This window comes from Janthinobacterium sp. SUN073 (assembly GCF_030397665.1).
GTDB lineage: Bacteria > Pseudomonadota > Gammaproteobacteria > Burkholderiales > Burkholderiaceae_D > Janthinobacterium.
Map to the genome: position 1 here is coordinate 1 of NZ_JAPUBT010000020.1, position 15465 is coordinate 15465.

The window sequence follows — 15465 nt, forward strand, 5'->3', positions numbered from 1 at the left end:
ATGCCTGATGACCATAGCAAGTTGGTCCCACCCCTTCCCATCCCGAACAGGACCGTGAAACAACTTTGCGCCGATGATAGTGCTGCAACCAGTGTGAAAGTAGGTTATCGTCAGGCTTGTTATACGCAGTAGAGAAAAACCCCGATCAGCAATGGTCGGGGTTTTTTTTCGTTTGGCGCGTTTATCGCTATAAAAAGCGCAGGTTTTACAGCGTACAGGCGTAAAAAAAGGCAGCGCTACGCGCTGCCTTCCTGTCTTTGCATCCCTTTTATTGACCGGCAACCACTGGCGTGGCGCCGCTCCTGGCGACCCACTCGATCAGCGCATCGACGGCGGCGCGGCCGTTGCCGTTACCCACCAGGTCGCTATTGATCATGGCGACCACCACGCACAACTGGTTGTTGGCGTCAGGCACATAGCCTGCGATGGCCACCACATTCTTTAATGTGCCCGTCTTGATGCGCGCGCGCGCGGCGGCCGGGCTGTTCAGCAGGCGCTTGCGCATGGTGCCGTCCAGTGCGACGATGGGCAGGCTGGACTGGAACTCGGGCGCCCACGGACTTTGCTGCATCGCTTGCAGCACGCCTGCCAGTTGTGCTGGTGCAATGCGCCCCGTGCGCGACAAGCCGGAGCCGTTGTCGACCAGCATGCCCTGGGTGTCGATATGGTGCCGCTGGAACCATTCCTGGATGACCAGTCGCGCCCGATTGGCCGTATCTTCCGGCGCCGCCATGGCAACGGGGCGGCTGCCCAGCCAGCTATCGCTCTGCAAGCTGCCCAGGCTCAGGAACAGGGTGCGGGCCAGGGTGTTATCGGAGGTCTTGTTGATGTCACGCAAGACTTCCGGCAAGGCGCGCGCCACGTGGTCGGCCAGCATGCGCGTGCCGACCGGCTCGGCCGTCGGCGGCAATCCCGTCAACGGTGCTTCGCGTACCGTGCCCGTGATCGTGCCGCCCAGGCGTTTCCAGGTGGCACGGAATAAGCGGTCTGCATAATCGTTACGGTCTAGCACATTGATGCTGGTGGCCTTGCTGCAATTTTGCGGGAAGGTGCCGTGCAAGATCACCTGCAGCTTGCCACTCGCATCGCGCCGGTATTCGGGCGGGCGCCAACCGTCTTCCCACCGGGCACAGCTGCCCTTGACCAGTTTCATGTCGCTGGTGATGCTGACGTTCTCCAGCGGCGGCTGCATCAGGATGCTCAATTGCCGGTCCGTCGAGTTCATGTTGATATCGAGCAAATTGGTGTTCAGCAACAAGGCATCGGGGATGACGTTGTAGCGGAATTCGGCCGACTCATCGAAGGGCGGCGTACCGATATCGGGCCGGGCCGGCTGGAACAGTTGGCGGTCGAGGATCAAATCGCCCTTGATTTTGATAATGCCCTGGTTGCGCAGGGTCTGCAGCATGTGTGCCAGCACGTCCGTGTTGAAATCCGTGTCGGCGCCGCCGCGCAGGATCAAATCGCCCTTCAGCACGCCATTGATGACGTCGGCGCTGGTGCGCAACTCCGTGCGGCCGCGAAAGATGGGACCCAATTGCTCCAGGCCCACGGCCGTCGTCACCAGTTTCATGGTGGACGCGGGTTGCATGCTGCGTTCGGCGCCATGCGACAGCACGGTGGTGTTGCCGCGCAAGACGATGGCGCCCATGGCGTCTTCGGGGATATTCGCGCTGCGCAGCAGCAGGCTGACGGATTCGGGCAATTGCGCGTGGGCAGTCGACAGGCTAAGACCCGCCAACAGCGCAGCCATCAGAACAGGACGTAACATGGTGCTCCTTAGTGGAAAAAGACGTAGGCGACGAAGACGGCCGTGACCACACCAGCGAAATCGGCGATCAGGCCGGCCGTGATGGCATAGCGCGTCTTGCGGATGCCGACGGAACCGAAGTACAGGGCCACGATATAGAAAGTGGTGTCGGCCGAGCCCTGGAAGACGCAGGCCAGGCGGCCGACAAACGAGTCGACGCCGTAGGTATTCATGGCGTCGATCATCATGGCTTTCGAGCCGGAGCCGCTGAGCGGCTTCATCATGGCCGTCGGCAAGGCGGGCACGAAGTCCGTATTGATGCCCAGGTTGGCGAAGAACCAGTTCATGCCGCTCATCAGGAAATTGAACACGCCCGCATTGCGGATCACGCTGATGGCCACCAGCATGCCGACCAGGTAGGGAATCACGGTAATCGAGGTCTGGATGCCGCCCTTCGCGCCCTCGATGAAGGCGTCATACACGTTCACCTTCTTGCGCAGGGCGCCGATGATGAAGATGGCAATGACGCTGATCAACACCAGATTGCTGACCACCTTGGACACCAGCTCGATTTCCTGTTTCGTCAGATATTGCGTGAAATACCAGATCATGGCAACGATGGCGCTCGTCATGCCGCCCATCCAGCTCAGGACGACGCGGTTGAGCAGGTTGATGCGTTGCTTGATGGATACCGTGATGATGCCGACCACAGTGGCCACATAGGTGGCGATCATGCAGGGGATAAAGATGTCGGACGGGTCGGCTGCGCCGAGGATGGAGCGCTGCGCCATGATGGCCAACGGAATCAGGGTCAGGCCCGAGGTGTGCAGCACCAGGAACATGATTTGCGCATTCGTCGCCTCTTCCTTGTTCGGGTTCAAGGTTTGCAGGCTTTCCATGGCCTTTAAACCGAACGGCGTGGCCGCATTGTCCAGGCCCAGCAGGTTGGCCGAGAAATTCATCACCATGTGGCCCGTGGCCGGGTGGTCTTTCGGAATTTCCGGGAAGATGCGCGAAAAGAAGGGCGCGATGACTTTCGCCAGCCAGCCGACGATGCCCGCCTTTTCACCGATGTTCATGATGCCTAGCCACAAGGTCATCACGCCCGCCAGTGGCAGGGCGATATCCATCACGCCCATGCGCGCCGTTTCGAACGTGCCGTCGATGATGCGCTTGAAGATATCGGTATCGCCGAGAAACAGCCACTGCAGCACCGCAGCCAGGAAGCCAACGAGGAAAAAGCCGGACCAGATGTAATTAAGTGCCATATGCGATCAGTTCTGTGTATCGGGAGTGAAAAATGTCTGCAAACAAAGTATAGGGGCAGCCCGATACGAGTTGATGAAAGAATGCAGCAACCGCATGCCAAAAAGTTATAAGCTGGCAGCCTGTTTTCATTGGCGCCCCGTCGCTTGCCCGCGTAGTGTGGGGGATGCCTGTCGCTTATCGCTGTTCGTTACCCTTGTCTGCACTGGATCACTGATGATGTTTTTACGCAAAACCGCCTGCGCCGCCGGCCTGGCCCTGTTGACGCTTTTCACTGCGCCAGCGCATGCCGCCACCGATGCCCGCGCGAACAAGACCTTGCACTTGTTTTTGAGCACCAGCGAGACGGGCCTGGACCCGGCCGTGGCCTCGGACCTGGCCAGCCTGAATTTGATGGAAAATATCTTTGACCCGCTGCTGCGCTATGACTACCTGGCGCGTCCGGTGCAGCTGCAGGGCAATACGGCGCGCGGCATGCCCACCGTGGAAGATGGCGGGCGCACGTATATCTTTCACTTGCAGCCTGGTATTTTCTTCACTCCCGATCCCGCCTTCAAGGGTCAGCGGCGCGAAGTGACGGCGCAGGATTATGTCTACAGCCTGACGCGGTTGTATGACCCCGGCCTGAAGTCGCCGTGGCTGTTTTTGTTGGAAGACAAGCTGGTGGGCGATGCGGCCCTGAAAGCCAAGTTCAGCTACGACACGCCGATCGCCGGCTTGCAGGCGCTGGACAAATACACCTTGCGCATCCGCCTCAACGCCATCGACCCGAACTTCCTGTTTTACCTGGCCATGCCGGCGACCGGCGTGGTGGCCCGCGAAGTGGCCGAAGCGTACCCGGCGGCAGGGCAGATCGGTAATCACCCCGTGGGCACGGGGCCGTTCCTCGTCAAGGAATGGAAGCGCAGCGACAAGATCGTGCTGCAGGCCAATCCGACTTTCCGTCCCACCGTGTTCCATACCGAGGCCAAGGCGCTGGCCGCCTTGCCGGTCGACGCGCGCGCCATCGCCAGCGCGCTGGAAGGCCAGCGCTTGCCTCTGGTCGAGCGCATCGAAGTGCGCATCGTCGAGGAATATCAATCGCGCATGCTGGGTTTCCTGAAAGGCGAATTCGACTACCTCGAGCAAGTGCCGGAATCGATGACGGACATGGTGCTGGAAAACGGCGCCCTGAAACCGGCGCTGGCCGCCAAGGGCTTGCAACTGACGCGCTTTCCCGTGCTGCAAACGTATTACATGTGGATGAACATGGACGACCCCGTGCTGGGTGGCACGAGCAAGGACAAGCTGGCCCTGCGGCGCGCCATCGCCCTCAGCTACAACAGCCGCGAAGACATCACGTTATTAAAAAAAGGCCTGGCCTTGCCGGCCCAGTCGCCGCTGCCGCCGAATGTGCTCGGTTACGACAAGCACTACCGCAGCCCGGTCGGCTACGATCCGGCGCTGGCGCGCGCCCTGCTGGACCGTTTTGGCTACAAGGTGGGCGTCGATGGTTTCCGCACCCAGCCCGATGGCACGCCCTTGCTGCTGACCATGCACACGGAGCCGAGCACGGTGGGACGCCTGCGCGATGAGTTGTGGCGGCGCAACCTGAACGCCATCGGCCTGCGCGTGGAGTTTAAAAGCGACAAGAAGACGGAAATCATCAAGGCCTCGCGCCTGGGCAAGGTGCAGATGTTCGAGACCAACTGGATCGCCGACTTCCCCGATGGCGATAACTTTATGCAATTGTTGTATGGCGGCAACGTTGGCCGCGCCAACTATGCCCGCTTCAACTTGCCCGATTACAATAAACGCTATGAGGAGGCGCGCCTGCTATCCGATACGCCGCGCCGACGCAGTCTGTACTTCGACCTGTTTCAGCTGATCCACGCTTACACGCCGTGGGTGTTGCTGACGCATCCCATCTCTGCCGACCTGCAGCAACCGTGGCTAAAAAACTACAGGCGCCACCCCGTGGAATTCACGTCCTGGCGCTACCTGGACGTCGATCCCGCCAAGGGCCGCCCCGCAGGCAAGTGACCACGTCGCTGAAAAGGGCATTCATTCCAAAAAGTTATGGTTAGGAAAGCATTTTTCATTGGCTGGGTCCGGATGCATCGCGCTACTCTGAAAATGAAAACAAATAAAGTCATGCGCAAATGTCATAAAAAAATGTACTGCGAGACAGACATTGCGACATATCTAACAGCCTGACTTGAGAACTCAAGTTTCGATTGCCCAACAAGGAGAAGACCTGTGAAATTGAAGAAGCTAGCGCAGTTGGTGGCATTGATGGGGGTAGTGGGGCCGGTGATGGCACAGGAAGCGGCGGCGCCAGCGATGCAACGGGTCGAAGTGACGGGCAGCAGCATCAAGCGGGTGGCCAAGGAAGGCGCGCTGCCGGTGCAAGTCATCAGCTTTGAGCAGATGGAAAAACAGGGCATCACGACGGCTGAGCAACTGGTGCGCACCCTGTCGGCGAATGGCACGGGGGCCGAAAACATGACTTCGGGCAATAACGTGTTTGGCGCCGATGCGGACCGCCTGGCTGGCGGCGCCTCGTTCGCCTCGCTGCGAGGCCTGGGACCGGGTGCGACCCTGGTGCTGCTGAATGGCCGCCGCGTCGCCACGCATGGCGCCAGTGGCCGCGCCGTCGACTTGAACTCCATTCCGCTCGGTGCAATCTCGCGCGTGGAAATCCTCAAGGATGGCGCGTCGGCCATCTACGGCACGGACGCCATCGGCGGCGTGATCAATTTCATTCTGAAAACCAATTACAGCGGCGTGGAAGCGTCCGTTTCCACCAACGACACGCAAGCGGGCGGCGGCGCCACGCGCCGCGCTTCCATCCTGGCCGGCACGGGCTCGCTGGAAGAAGACCGCTACAACCTCATGGTCAGTTTGACGGTCGACAAGGCGCAGCGCCTGAACGGCAGCGACCGCTCCTTCGTCAACGGCTACCAGCCGGGCCGGGGGCTGTCGCCGGACACCACGGGAACGCCGTTTGCCAACCAGATGGCGGGGGCCGGCACGGCATTGGGCACCGCGTTCCAGCTGCCTGGCGACCCGACTCAATACCTGCAAGCCAATCCGCTGAGCTTCCAGGGCAAGTGCGACAGCGTCGCCGGCATGTCGCAGTACCAGACGGCACTGTGGAAAGACGTGACGTCGCCACGCAGTACCACGCATTCCTGTGCGTATGACTACGGCGCCGACTATGTACTGCAATTTCCTGTCGAACGGGTCAATTTCCTGTCGCGCGGCACGTTCAAGCTGGCGCCCGACCACCGCATGTTTGTCGAAGCGCTCGGTTCGCGCACCAAGGCCACGGCGATTTTGACGCCGATGCAGGTACAGACCAGCATCGCCAACAAGGCCGTGTATCCGGTCGGCGGCGCGTATTACCAGGATTTGTCGGCCTACATCCCGTCTTTCGACAATACCAAGCCGATTGCCTACAAATGGCGCGCCAATGAGATCGGCAACCGCACGCAGGAAAATACCACCGACAATGCGCGCGTGCTGCTGGGTTTTGAAGGCAACTTCGGCAAGTGGGATTACAAGACCGGCGTTTCCTACGCACAGAGCACCACCAAGACCAAGCTGACCGATGGTTATTCCTACACGGACAAGCTGTACGCGGCCCTGGGGACAGGCATCATCAATCCGTGGGTGGGCGCGGGCCAGAGGCAGACGGAAGCGGCCAGGCAATTGATCGAGTCGACCAAGTTCCGCGGCGCCTTCCAGCATGGCAAGACGACTCTCACCCAAATCGACGGTTCCGTTTCCGGCGAGCTGTTCCAGCTGCCGGCTGGCGCCGTGGCGATGGCGGCCGGTTTTGATTTGCGCCGCGAGGGCTATAGTTTCGCACAGGATGTCGATGCCAACCTGATTCTGTTAGCACCAGGAAATGCCGCATTGAAGGATGTCAGCCGCAACGTCAAGGCCGTGTATGCCGAGTTGCTGGTACCCATCATGAAAGACCTGGAAATGCAACTGGCCGTGCGTCGTGACGATTACAGCCAGGTGGGCGCCACGACGAATCCGAAGATTGCCTTGCGTTACCAGCCGGCCGACTTCATCCTGTTCCGTGCCTCGGCCAGCAAGGGTTTCCTGGCGCCAAGTTTCGACCAGTTGTATTCGGGCGTGCTGACGCAGGAACTGCCGAACGGCTCGAAGGATCCGGAAGGTTGCGCCAAGCATCCTGGCGTGACCGAATACTGTTCCATTCCCCGCCTCATTTACACGACGGGCGGCAACCTGAACCTGAAGCCGGAGACGTCGAAGCAGGGCAGCGTCGGCATCGTCATCGAACCGGTGAAGGGTTACTCCGCCTCGTTCGATTACTGGGCCATCAATACCCAGGACCAGCTCCTGAAACGCACGCCGAAAGTCGTGCTGGAAAATTACCAGGCGCTGAACCAGTATATTTTCCGCAAGGCCGATGGCACCATCGATTACGTACAGGCGGGCTGGTTCAATGCAGGGGGCAGCCGCGTGCGTGGCCTGGACGTGAGCTTGCGCGGCGAAGGCAAGGTTAGCGATGCGAAATGGACGGCGACCCTGGACGGTACGTACATGGACAGCTTCAAGTTTGCCGAATACAAGGGGCAAGAATACAAGGAGCTGGTCGGCAATTTCTATACGCGTGATTTGTATTTGCGTTGGAAACACAATGCCAGCTTCGGCGTCTCGCGCGGCGACTGGAGTGGCTTGCTGGTCCAGAGTTTTGCTTCCGGCTACAAGGACCAGGTACCGAATGACGGCAAGGGCACGCCGCCGCCGGGCTTCAAGGCCGATGTATCCAGCTACACCACGTATAACTTGTCGGGCACGTACACGGGCTTCAAGAATACCACCTTGACCCTGGGCATCCAGAACCTGTTCGACCGCGATCCGCCGTTTACCGCGCACAACGTGGATGAAGTGGTGGGTGCCGGCTGGGATCCGCGCGTGGCCGACCCGCGTGGCCGCGCCTTCACTTTCCAGCTGAAGTACAAGTTCCTGTAAGGCAGCCATGCCGGCGGCGATCCTGTCGGCATGCTAACCTCGTGCGGCGGCGCCTGGCGTCGCCGTTTTTTATTTCAGGAAAGGGCCGCATGTCCAGTCAGACCAATCTCAGCCGGCGCCGCTTCGGCGGCTTGCTGGCCGCCACCTTGGGGGCGGCAGGCACACCGGCATGGGCGGCGGCCGCACAAGGGAAGGGCAAACGCATGCAACAGCCACACGCATTGATCAAACCGGCGCGCCTGCGCGACGGCGACTTGGTCGCCATCATCGCACCGGGCGGCTTTACGGATGAGGACGCCATCTCCAAGGCTCAGCGCAATATCGAATCGCTGGGCTTGCGTGCCAGCCTGGGCGCCAATATCCGCGCCGTGCACGGCAATTATGCGGGCACGGTGCGGCAGCGTCTCGACGATCTGCACGCGGCGTTCCGCGACCCGGACGTCAAGGCGATCTGGGCCATCCGTGGCGGCTCCGGCTGCATTTCGCTGCTGGCGCTGCTCGACTATGCCTTGATCCAGCGCAACCCGAAAGTGCTGATCGGCTATTCCGACATCACGGCCCTGCACCTGGCCATCGCCAGCCAGACGGGCCTGGTGACCTTCCACGGCCCCGTGGCCTCGTCCACGTTTTCCGAGTACACGGTGACGCAGCTGCAAAACGTGCTGATGACGCCGCAAGACAGCTACACGATCCCGATGGCGCTGGAGAATCACCGCCGCGCGCAGACGCAGCCGAATTTCGCCATCCGCACCGTGCATGGCGGCCAGGCGACGGGACGCTTGACGGGCGGCAACCTGTGCATGGTCAGCGCTCTGGCCGGCACGCCGTATGCGGCCGATTTCCGCGAGCGCATCCTTTTCCTCGAAGAAATCAATGAAGTGCCCTACCGCATCGACAGGATGTTATGCCAGCTCGACCTGTCCGTAGGGTTCAAGCACGCGGCGGCCCTGATGCTGGGCATTTTCGAGCATTGCGAGGCGGCCGAGGGCGACACTGCGCTGAGCCTCGACGCTACCCTGGGCCAGCATTTGCAGCCTTTACGCGTGCCGGCCGTCAGCGGCTATTCGTTTGGCCACATCCGTCACCAGTGCACGCTACCGATGGGCATATTGGCGACCCTGGATGCGGACCGGCAAACCTTGACCTTGCTGGAGCCGGCCGTCTGCTAGCGCACGGTGCAGCAGGGCGATTGTCAGTATGCTAGTGTGATAAGGCGTGGCACGAGGCCGCGCCGACTTCTTCACCGCACCCGACATGATCAACCGCCACGCCAGTACCTACATCCTCAGCCATCCGCTGGCCTTCGTGCTGCAGGTGTTGAAGGCTTTCCGCGCCAACCAGGGCTTGCTGCTGGCGGGCGCCGTCGCGTACTACTCGCTGCTGTCCATCGTGCCCCTGCTGATGCTGGTGGTGGTGGCCCTGTCGCACGTGATCGCGCAGGACGAATTGCTGCAAACAATCGGCCATTACCTGGAGTGGCTGGTGCCGGGACAATCGAAGGCCATCGTGGGCGAGATCGCGCATTTTCTCGACAACCGGGGCGTGATCGGCTGGCTGCTGCTGCTGACCATGCTGTTTTTCAGCTCGCTGGCGTTTACCGTGCTGGAAAACGCCATGAGCGTGATTTTCATCCACCGCGTCGCCATCCGCCGCCGCCATTTCCTCATTTCCGCCGTGCTGCCGTACTGCTACATCCTGTGCCTGGGTGTGGGTATCCTGCTCATCACCGTGGTGGCGGGCGGCCTGCAGGTGATGGGCGAGGAAAGCGTGCGCTTCCTGCGCCACGACTGGGGCCTGGAAGGCGTGTCCGGCGTGCTGCTGTATTTGCTGGGGCTGGGGGGGGAAATCCTCGTGCTCAGCTCGATTTACCTGGTCATGCCGGTGGGACGATTATCGATCACGCATGCGCTGATCGGCGGCGTGACGGCGGCCCTGCTGTGGGAAATCGCCCGCCATGTGCTGGTCTGGTATTTTTCCACCTTGTCGCAGGTCAACGTCGTGTATGGCTCGATGACGACGGCCATCGTCGTCATGTTCAGCCTGGAAATCGGCGCCACCCTGCTGCTGCTGGGCGCGCAAGTGATTTCCGAATATGAAAGAGTGGCCCGTGGCGGCGAAGAGGACAAGCCGCTGGCGCTAAGGACTTGATTTAAAAAGGTTGTTGCGTCGCACAAAAAGCTGTGCTATACTCCGTTCAGTGATTGAGGTTTGGCAACAAATCATCTCACCATCCAGTTTCAGCGCGGCGACCGACAGGTGTAATGTTGATGGCGTGACAGAGCGAAGAGTGGATTTTGTAATTCCGGATACGTTGGTCGATTTACACTTGGAGTCACCATGCAGATAGCATGGGAGTCCGAAAATCAGGAGGCACTTTGCAGATAGCACTGGCGTCCATGACACGATTAAAGCATTGGTAATACATTGGAACGAAGCCCGCGCTAGCGGGCTTTTTTTTCGTCTATTGAAAACCCAGCGGCGTAACCCCGGGGTCGTACCCTGCAGGGTACGACCCCAGTATTTGCCCTGGGGTTTATAGGGCCCGCGCAATCAAAATCTTCTGAATATCGCTGGTCCCCTCATAAATCTGGCACACGCGCACGTCGCGGTAGATGCGTTCGACGGGGAAGTCGGATACATAACCGTAGCCGCCGTGCACCTGGATGGCGTCCGAGCATACTTTTTCCGCCATTTCCGACGCAAACAGCTTGGCCATGGCCGCTTCCTTCAGGCAGGGCAGGCCCGCATCTTTCATGGCCGCCGCGTGGCGGATCAGCTGGCGCGCAGCTTCGATTTGCGTGGCCATGTCGGCCAGGCGGAATTGCACGGCCTGGTGTTCATAAATGGGTTTGCCGAAACTTTCGCGTTCGCGCGCATAGCTCAAGGCCGCTTCGTACGCGGCGCGCGCCATGCCCACGGCTTGCGAAGCGATGCCGATGCGTCCGCCTTCCAGGCCGGACAGGGCGATCTTGTAGCCTTGCCCTTCTTCGCCGATCAAATTTTCCACCGGGATGCGGCAGTTGTCGAACAGGATCTGTGCCGTGTCCGACGAGTGCTGGCCCATCTTCTGTTCCAGTCCCGCCACGATGTAGCCGGGTGTATTCGTCGGTACCCAGAAGGCGCTGATGCCGCGCTTGCCCGCCGCCTTGTCGGTGACGGCCATGACGATGGCCACGTCCGCATACTTGCCGCTGGTAATGAATTGCTTGGTGCCATTGATGACGTAGTCATTGCCGTCGCGCGTGGCCGTGGTGCGCAGTGCCGAGGCGTCGCTGCCCGTGTGCGGCTCCGTCAGGCAAAACGCCCCCAGCATGGCGCCTTGCGCCAGCGGACGCAGCCACTGTTCTTTCTGTGCATCGTTGGCGTACATCATGGCGATGCTGCACACGGGGCAATTATTCACGGAAATGATGGTCGAGGTGCCGCCATCGCCGGCGGCGATTTCTTCCAGCACCAGGGCCAGCGACACGTAGTCGAGGCCGGCGCCACCGAGCGCTTCCGGCACGGCCACGCCAAAGGCGCCCAGCGCGGCCAGTTCCTGCAATTCTTCCTTGGGGAAATGATGTTCCTTGTCCCAGCGGGCCGCATTGGGCGCCAGGCGCTCGCGCGAAAAACTGCGCAGCGCTTCCTGGATCATCGATTGTTCTTCATTGAGTATCATGGACGTCGTCTCGTATATTTTTATAGTGGATGCGGGAATTACCAGGCGATGGGCTTGCCATCGTAATTGCGAAACACGGCCTTGTCCGTGGCCGGCAGGCTGGCCAGCGTGGCGCGGATGCCGGCTGCGCTTTCCTCTGGCGAAATATCCGCGCCGGCGCCGCCCATGTCCGTGCGCACCCAGCCCGGGTGGAAGGCCACGCAGCTGACGCCTTGCGGGCCATGCACGAGGCTAGTATCGATCAGCACGGAATTCAAGGCGGCCTTGCTGGCGCGGTACAGCGAACCGCTGGGGTTGCCCCGCTCGCTCAGGGAGCCCATGTGCGAGGACAGCACGGCGAGTTTCCCTTTTGCAGATGCCAGCAGCGGCGCCAGGATCGGCAGCAGCCGCATGGCCGCCAGCACGTTCGTGTGCATGACGGCATCGAAATCTTCTTGCGTGGGGGAACCGTCGTGACGGGGGCCATACACGCCCGCGTTGAGAATGGCTACGTCGAGCTTTTCATCGTCGAGCTTCCAGCCCAGGGCGGCGCAGCCTTCCACATCCGTCACGTCGAGCTGGTGCGCTTCCACGCCCAGTTGCTTGAGGGCATCGCACGCGTCCGGCGTGCGCGCCGTGGCGATGACACGCCAGCCAGCGTGGCGGTATTGACGGACGAGCTCGTGGCCGATGCCGCGCGAGGCGCCGATGATCAATGCGGTAGGCATGTGTTTTCTCCCTGGAATGAATGAAAGGGCGCGCCCCTGGCCATGATTGTCCGTGCGCGCCCGTGCTTCAATGCAGCTTATACCAGTTCGATCGCCATCGCCGTCGCTTCGCCGCCGCCGATGCACAGGGCCGCCACGCCGCGCTTGCCGCCGGTTTTTTTCAGGGCGCCCAGCAGGGTGACAATGATGCGCGCGCCCGAGGCGCCGATCGGGTGGCCCAGCGCGCACGCGCCGCCGTGGATGTTGATCTTGCTGTGCGCAATGTCGAGGTCGTGCATGGCGGCCATCGGCACGGCCGCGAACGCTTCATTGATCTCGAACAAGTCCACCGTGCTGCTGCTCCAGCCCGTTTTCGCGTACAGCTTCTTGATGGCGCCGATGGGGGCCGTGGTGAATTCGTTCGGCGCCTGCGCGTGCGTGGCGTGGCCGTGGATCTTGGCGATGACGGTGCAGCCGAGCTTTTTCGCCGTCGATTCGCGCATCAGCACCAGGGCTGCCGCGCCATCGTTGATCGACGAAGACGAGGCGGCCGTGATGGTGCCGTCCTTCTTGAACGCCGCCTTCAAGGTCGGAATTTTTTCCAGGCGGGCCTTTTGCGGGCCTTCATCGATGCTGACGATGGTGTCGCCGCCGCGGCCGGAGACGGTCACGGGCACGATTTCCCATTCGAAACTGCCATCCTTGGTGGCCGCTTGCGCGCGTTTCACCGATTCGATGGCAAACGCATCCTGCGCTTCGCGCGTGAAGCTGTACTGGCTGGCGCACTCTTCGGCAAACGTGCCCATCGAGCGGGCATTGCCCTTTTCATCGCGGCTGTAGGCATCTTCCAGGCCATCCATCATCATGTGGTCATAGATCATGCCGTGGCCGATGCGGTAGCCGCCGCGCGCCTTCGGCACCAGGTAGGGGGCGTTGGTCATCGATTCCATGCCGCCCGCCACCACCACGTCGGCGCTGCCGGCGAGCAAGGTGTCATGTGCGAACATGGTCGTTTGCATGGCCGAGCCGCACATTTTCGACAGGGTTACGGCGCCCGTGGAATCGGGCAGGCCAGCCTTGCGCAAGGCTTGGCGCGCGGGCGCCTGGCCCTGGCCGGCCATCAGGCAATTGCCGAAAAACACGTGTTCCACGGCATCCGGCGCCACGCCGGACCGTTCGACGGCGGCGCGGATGGCCACGGCGCCCAGGTCGCTGGCGGTGACATTGGCAAAATCGCCCTGGAAGGCGCCCATGGGGGTGCGCGCGGCACCGACGATTACGACTGGATCATTCATGTTGGATCTCCGGTTGGGGGTGGAAAGGTGCTTGCTTACAAAAACGCAGGTGCTGCGGATACGGGAAGACGTCCTCGATATGGCCGTCTTCGATGCGCTGCTTGCGCGCCTGCCAGTATTGCGCCGTCAGCAGGTCGGCATGGTGCTGCATGAAATATTTACGGATGCGGGGATTGCCCAGCAGGAAGGTGCCGAATTGTTCGGGAAACACATCGTGCTTGCCGACGGGATACCACGGTTCGGCCGACATTTCTTCCTCCTCCGTGCGGGCTTGCGGGATGACGCGGAACTGGCAATCGGTGATGTACTCGATTTCATCGTAATCGTAAAAAACGACACGCTGATGACGGGTCACGCCAAAGTTTTTATACAGCATGTCGCCCGGGAAAATATTCGCCGCCACCAGTTCCTTGATGGCGTTGCCGTACTCGACGATGGCGTGTTCGACCAGATCATCGCGGCCTTCCTTTTCGGCATTGCTCAGCCACATGTTCAGCGGCACCATGCGCCGCTCGATGTACAGGTGGCGGATGATGATCTGCTCGTGGTCTTCCTCGACCAGCGAGGGAGCGAACTGTTTCAGCTCGGCCAGCAATTCCGCAGAAAAGCGGGCGCGGGGAAAGGCCACGTTGGAATACTCGAGCGTGTCGGCCATGCGGCCCACTCTGTCGTGGTGTTTCACCAGCAAGTACTTTTGCTGGACTTGCGCGCGCGTGGTTTCCTTCGGAGGAGGAAAGAAATCCTTGATGACCTTGAAGACATAGGGAAACGACGGCAGGGCAAACACCAGCATCACCAGGCCACGGATGCCGGGCGCGCTTTCAAAGTGGTCCGAGGAGTGTTTCAGATGCTGCAGGTAGTCGCGGTAAAACAGCGTCTTGCCCTGTTTTTGCAGGCCCAGTATCGTATAGATTTCGCTGCGCGGTTTGCGCGGCAGCAAGCTGCGCAGGAATTGCACATAGGCCGACGGCACTTCCATATCGACCAGGAAGTAGGCACGCGTAAACGAAAACAGCACGGCGATCTGCTGCTGCTCGAACAGTACCGTATCGAGCACCAGCTTGCCGTGGCGGTTGTGCAGGATGGGCACGACAAACGGATATTCACGGTTGCCGTTGATGCCCTTGCCCACCAGATAGGCGCCCTTGTTGCGGTAGAACAAACTGGTCAAGACCTGGAGCTGGTGGTTCGGCTCGATCCGGTCGCCGCCGAACAGCTGCTGCAGGCGCGCTTCCACCTGGGCCACGTCACGCTCCAGGTCGGCAAATGCGCAGTCCAGCTGGAAGTTGCCCAGCATGCGCGTCAGGGTGTGCCGCAAGCCATCCTTGCCCGGGTAGTACACGCGATAGGTGGGCACCGGGTCTTGCGTCTCGATGTATTCCGTGGAAACGACGGGACGCACGAAAATATAGTCGTTATTGAAATAAGTGCGGTGCAGGATGTTGCAGCAGACGGAATTGAAGAAGGTTTCCGCCAGTTCCGGCTGCTTGTGCTCCGTCAGCATGCCGATGTAGTGCAGCTTGAGTTCGCGCCACACTTCGTCGCTCAACTCCGACTCTTCGTACTCATCTTCGAGCATCTGCACGCATTCCTGCACGCGCTTGTCATAAAAGTCGATGCGTTCGCGGGCCGCCGTCTGTGCCGCGCTCCAGGCGCCTTGCTCGAAATACCGCTTGGCGTGCTGGCTCGTTTCACGGAACAGACGGTAATGCTTGTCAAAGCCGTCGCGGATGGTGCGCGCGATATCGAATGCAATCTGGGAAGAGAGCAATTTGGGGAAGGCAATTTGCGTCATAGTTGTGCTCGCATGAATGG

At 60.7% G+C, this 15465-nt stretch carries 10 protein-coding genes and 1 rRNA gene; 5 read left to right on the top strand and 6 right to left on the bottom strand.

Translation table 11 applies throughout. The features are described 5' to 3' along the window. The first annotated feature begins 3 nt into the window (after nt 1-3). Nucleotides 4-116, top strand: a 5S ribosomal RNA gene (gene rrf, locus O0882_RS28505). 152 nt (nt 117-268) lie between these two features. Here rrf and dacB read toward each other — a convergent pair. Continuing rightward, the gene (dacB, locus tag O0882_RS28510) at nt 269-1771 is read right to left on the bottom strand and encodes a D-alanyl-D-alanine carboxypeptidase/D-alanyl-D-alanine-endopeptidase (protein ID WP_289953374.1); all 1503 of its coding nucleotides are present in this window, start codon (nt 1769-1771) and stop codon (nt 269-271) included. A gap of 8 nt (nt 1772-1779) precedes the next feature. Continuing rightward, nucleotides 1780-3018 (bottom strand): nucleoside recognition domain-containing protein, encoded by a 1239-nt coding sequence (locus tag O0882_RS28515; RefSeq protein ID WP_096232693.1) that lies wholly within the window; start codon nt 3016-3018, stop codon nt 1780-1782. Nucleotides 3019-3232: 214 nt separating this feature from the next. On the opposite strand from O0882_RS28515, the gene O0882_RS28520 reads away from it, so the two are divergent. The 4 genes from O0882_RS28520 to O0882_RS28535 all read left to right on the top strand — a co-directional run bounded on the left by O0882_RS28520 (nt 3233) and on the right by O0882_RS28535 (nt 10156). Next, nucleotides 3233-5038 carry an ABC transporter substrate-binding protein gene (locus O0882_RS28520; RefSeq protein ID WP_289953375.1) on the top strand — a complete coding sequence of 602 codons (1806 nt, stop codon included), beginning with the start codon at nt 3233-3235 and terminating at the stop codon, nt 5036-5038. A gap of 216 nt (nt 5039-5254) precedes the next feature. Further along, entirely contained in the window at nt 5255-8008 is a 2754-nt protein-coding gene (locus O0882_RS28525) for a TonB-dependent receptor (protein WP_289953376.1), read from the top strand. 89 nt (nt 8009-8097) lie between these two features. Then, nucleotides 8098-9177: an LD-carboxypeptidase gene (locus tag O0882_RS28530; protein WP_289953377.1), complete on the top strand. Its 1080-nt coding sequence runs from the start codon at nt 8098-8100 to the stop codon at nt 9175-9177. 85 nt (nt 9178-9262) lie between these two features. Then, nucleotides 9263-10156, top strand: a complete 894-nt coding sequence (locus tag O0882_RS28535; protein ID WP_289953391.1) for a YihY/virulence factor BrkB family protein — start codon at nt 9263-9265, stop codon at nt 10154-10156. A gap of 385 nt (nt 10157-10541) precedes the next feature. On the opposite strand, the gene O0882_RS28540 is transcribed toward O0882_RS28535, so the two are convergent. The 4 genes from O0882_RS28540 to aceK form a co-directional block, all read right to left on the bottom strand. After that, on the bottom strand, nt 10542-11669 hold the full coding sequence (locus O0882_RS28540) for an acyl-CoA dehydrogenase family protein (protein WP_289953378.1): 1128 nt from the start codon (nt 11667-11669) through the stop codon (nt 10542-10544). Between the two features lie 38 nt (nt 11670-11707). Next, nucleotides 11708-12376 (bottom strand): SDR family oxidoreductase, encoded by a 669-nt coding sequence (locus O0882_RS28545; RefSeq protein ID WP_289953379.1) that lies wholly within the window; start codon nt 12374-12376, stop codon nt 11708-11710. A 77-nt stretch (nt 12377-12453) separates the two neighbouring features. Next, nucleotides 12454-13650 carry an acetyl-CoA C-acyltransferase gene (locus O0882_RS28550; protein ID WP_289953380.1) on the bottom strand — a complete coding sequence of 399 codons (1197 nt, stop codon included), beginning with the start codon at nt 13648-13650 and terminating at the stop codon, nt 12454-12456. After that, nucleotides 13643-15445 (bottom strand): bifunctional isocitrate dehydrogenase kinase/phosphatase, encoded by a 1803-nt coding sequence (gene aceK / locus O0882_RS28555; protein WP_289953381.1) that lies wholly within the window; start codon nt 15443-15445, stop codon nt 13643-13645. Before aceK ends, O0882_RS28550 begins: the two co-directional genes overlap by 8 nt. Nucleotides 15446-15465 lie beyond the last annotated feature (20 nt).

What these genes read in the sequence shown, in the direction of transcription:
- dacB (WP_289953374.1), bottom strand. Translation starts at nt 1,771, where the DNA reads ATGTTACGTCCTGTTCTGATGGCTGCGCTGTTGGCGGGTCTTAGCCTG.
- O0882_RS28515 (WP_096232693.1), bottom strand. Translation starts at nt 3,018, where the DNA reads ATGGCACTTAATTACATCTGGTCCGGCTTTTTCCTCGTTGGCTTCCTG.
- O0882_RS28520 (WP_289953375.1), top strand. Translation starts at nt 3,233, where the DNA reads ATGATGTTTTTACGCAAAACCGCCTGCGCCGCCGGCCTGGCCCTGTTG.
- O0882_RS28530 (WP_289953377.1), top strand. Translation starts at nt 8,098, where the DNA reads ATGTCCAGTCAGACCAATCTCAGCCGGCGCCGCTTCGGCGGCTTGCTG.
- O0882_RS28535 (WP_289953391.1), top strand. Translation starts at nt 9,263, where the DNA reads ATGATCAACCGCCACGCCAGTACCTACATCCTCAGCCATCCGCTGGCC.
- O0882_RS28540 (WP_289953378.1), bottom strand. Translation starts at nt 11,669, where the DNA reads ATGATACTCAATGAAGAACAATCGATGATCCAGGAAGCGCTGCGCAGT.
- O0882_RS28545 (WP_289953379.1), bottom strand. Translation starts at nt 12,376, where the DNA reads ATGCCTACCGCATTGATCATCGGCGCCTCGCGCGGCATCGGCCACGAG.
- O0882_RS28550 (WP_289953380.1), bottom strand. Translation starts at nt 13,650, where the DNA reads ATGAATGATCCAGTCGTAATCGTCGGTGCCGCGCGCACCCCCATGGGC.
- aceK (WP_289953381.1), bottom strand. Translation starts at nt 15,445, where the DNA reads ATGACGCAAATTGCCTTCCCCAAATTGCTCTCTTCCCAGATTGCATTC.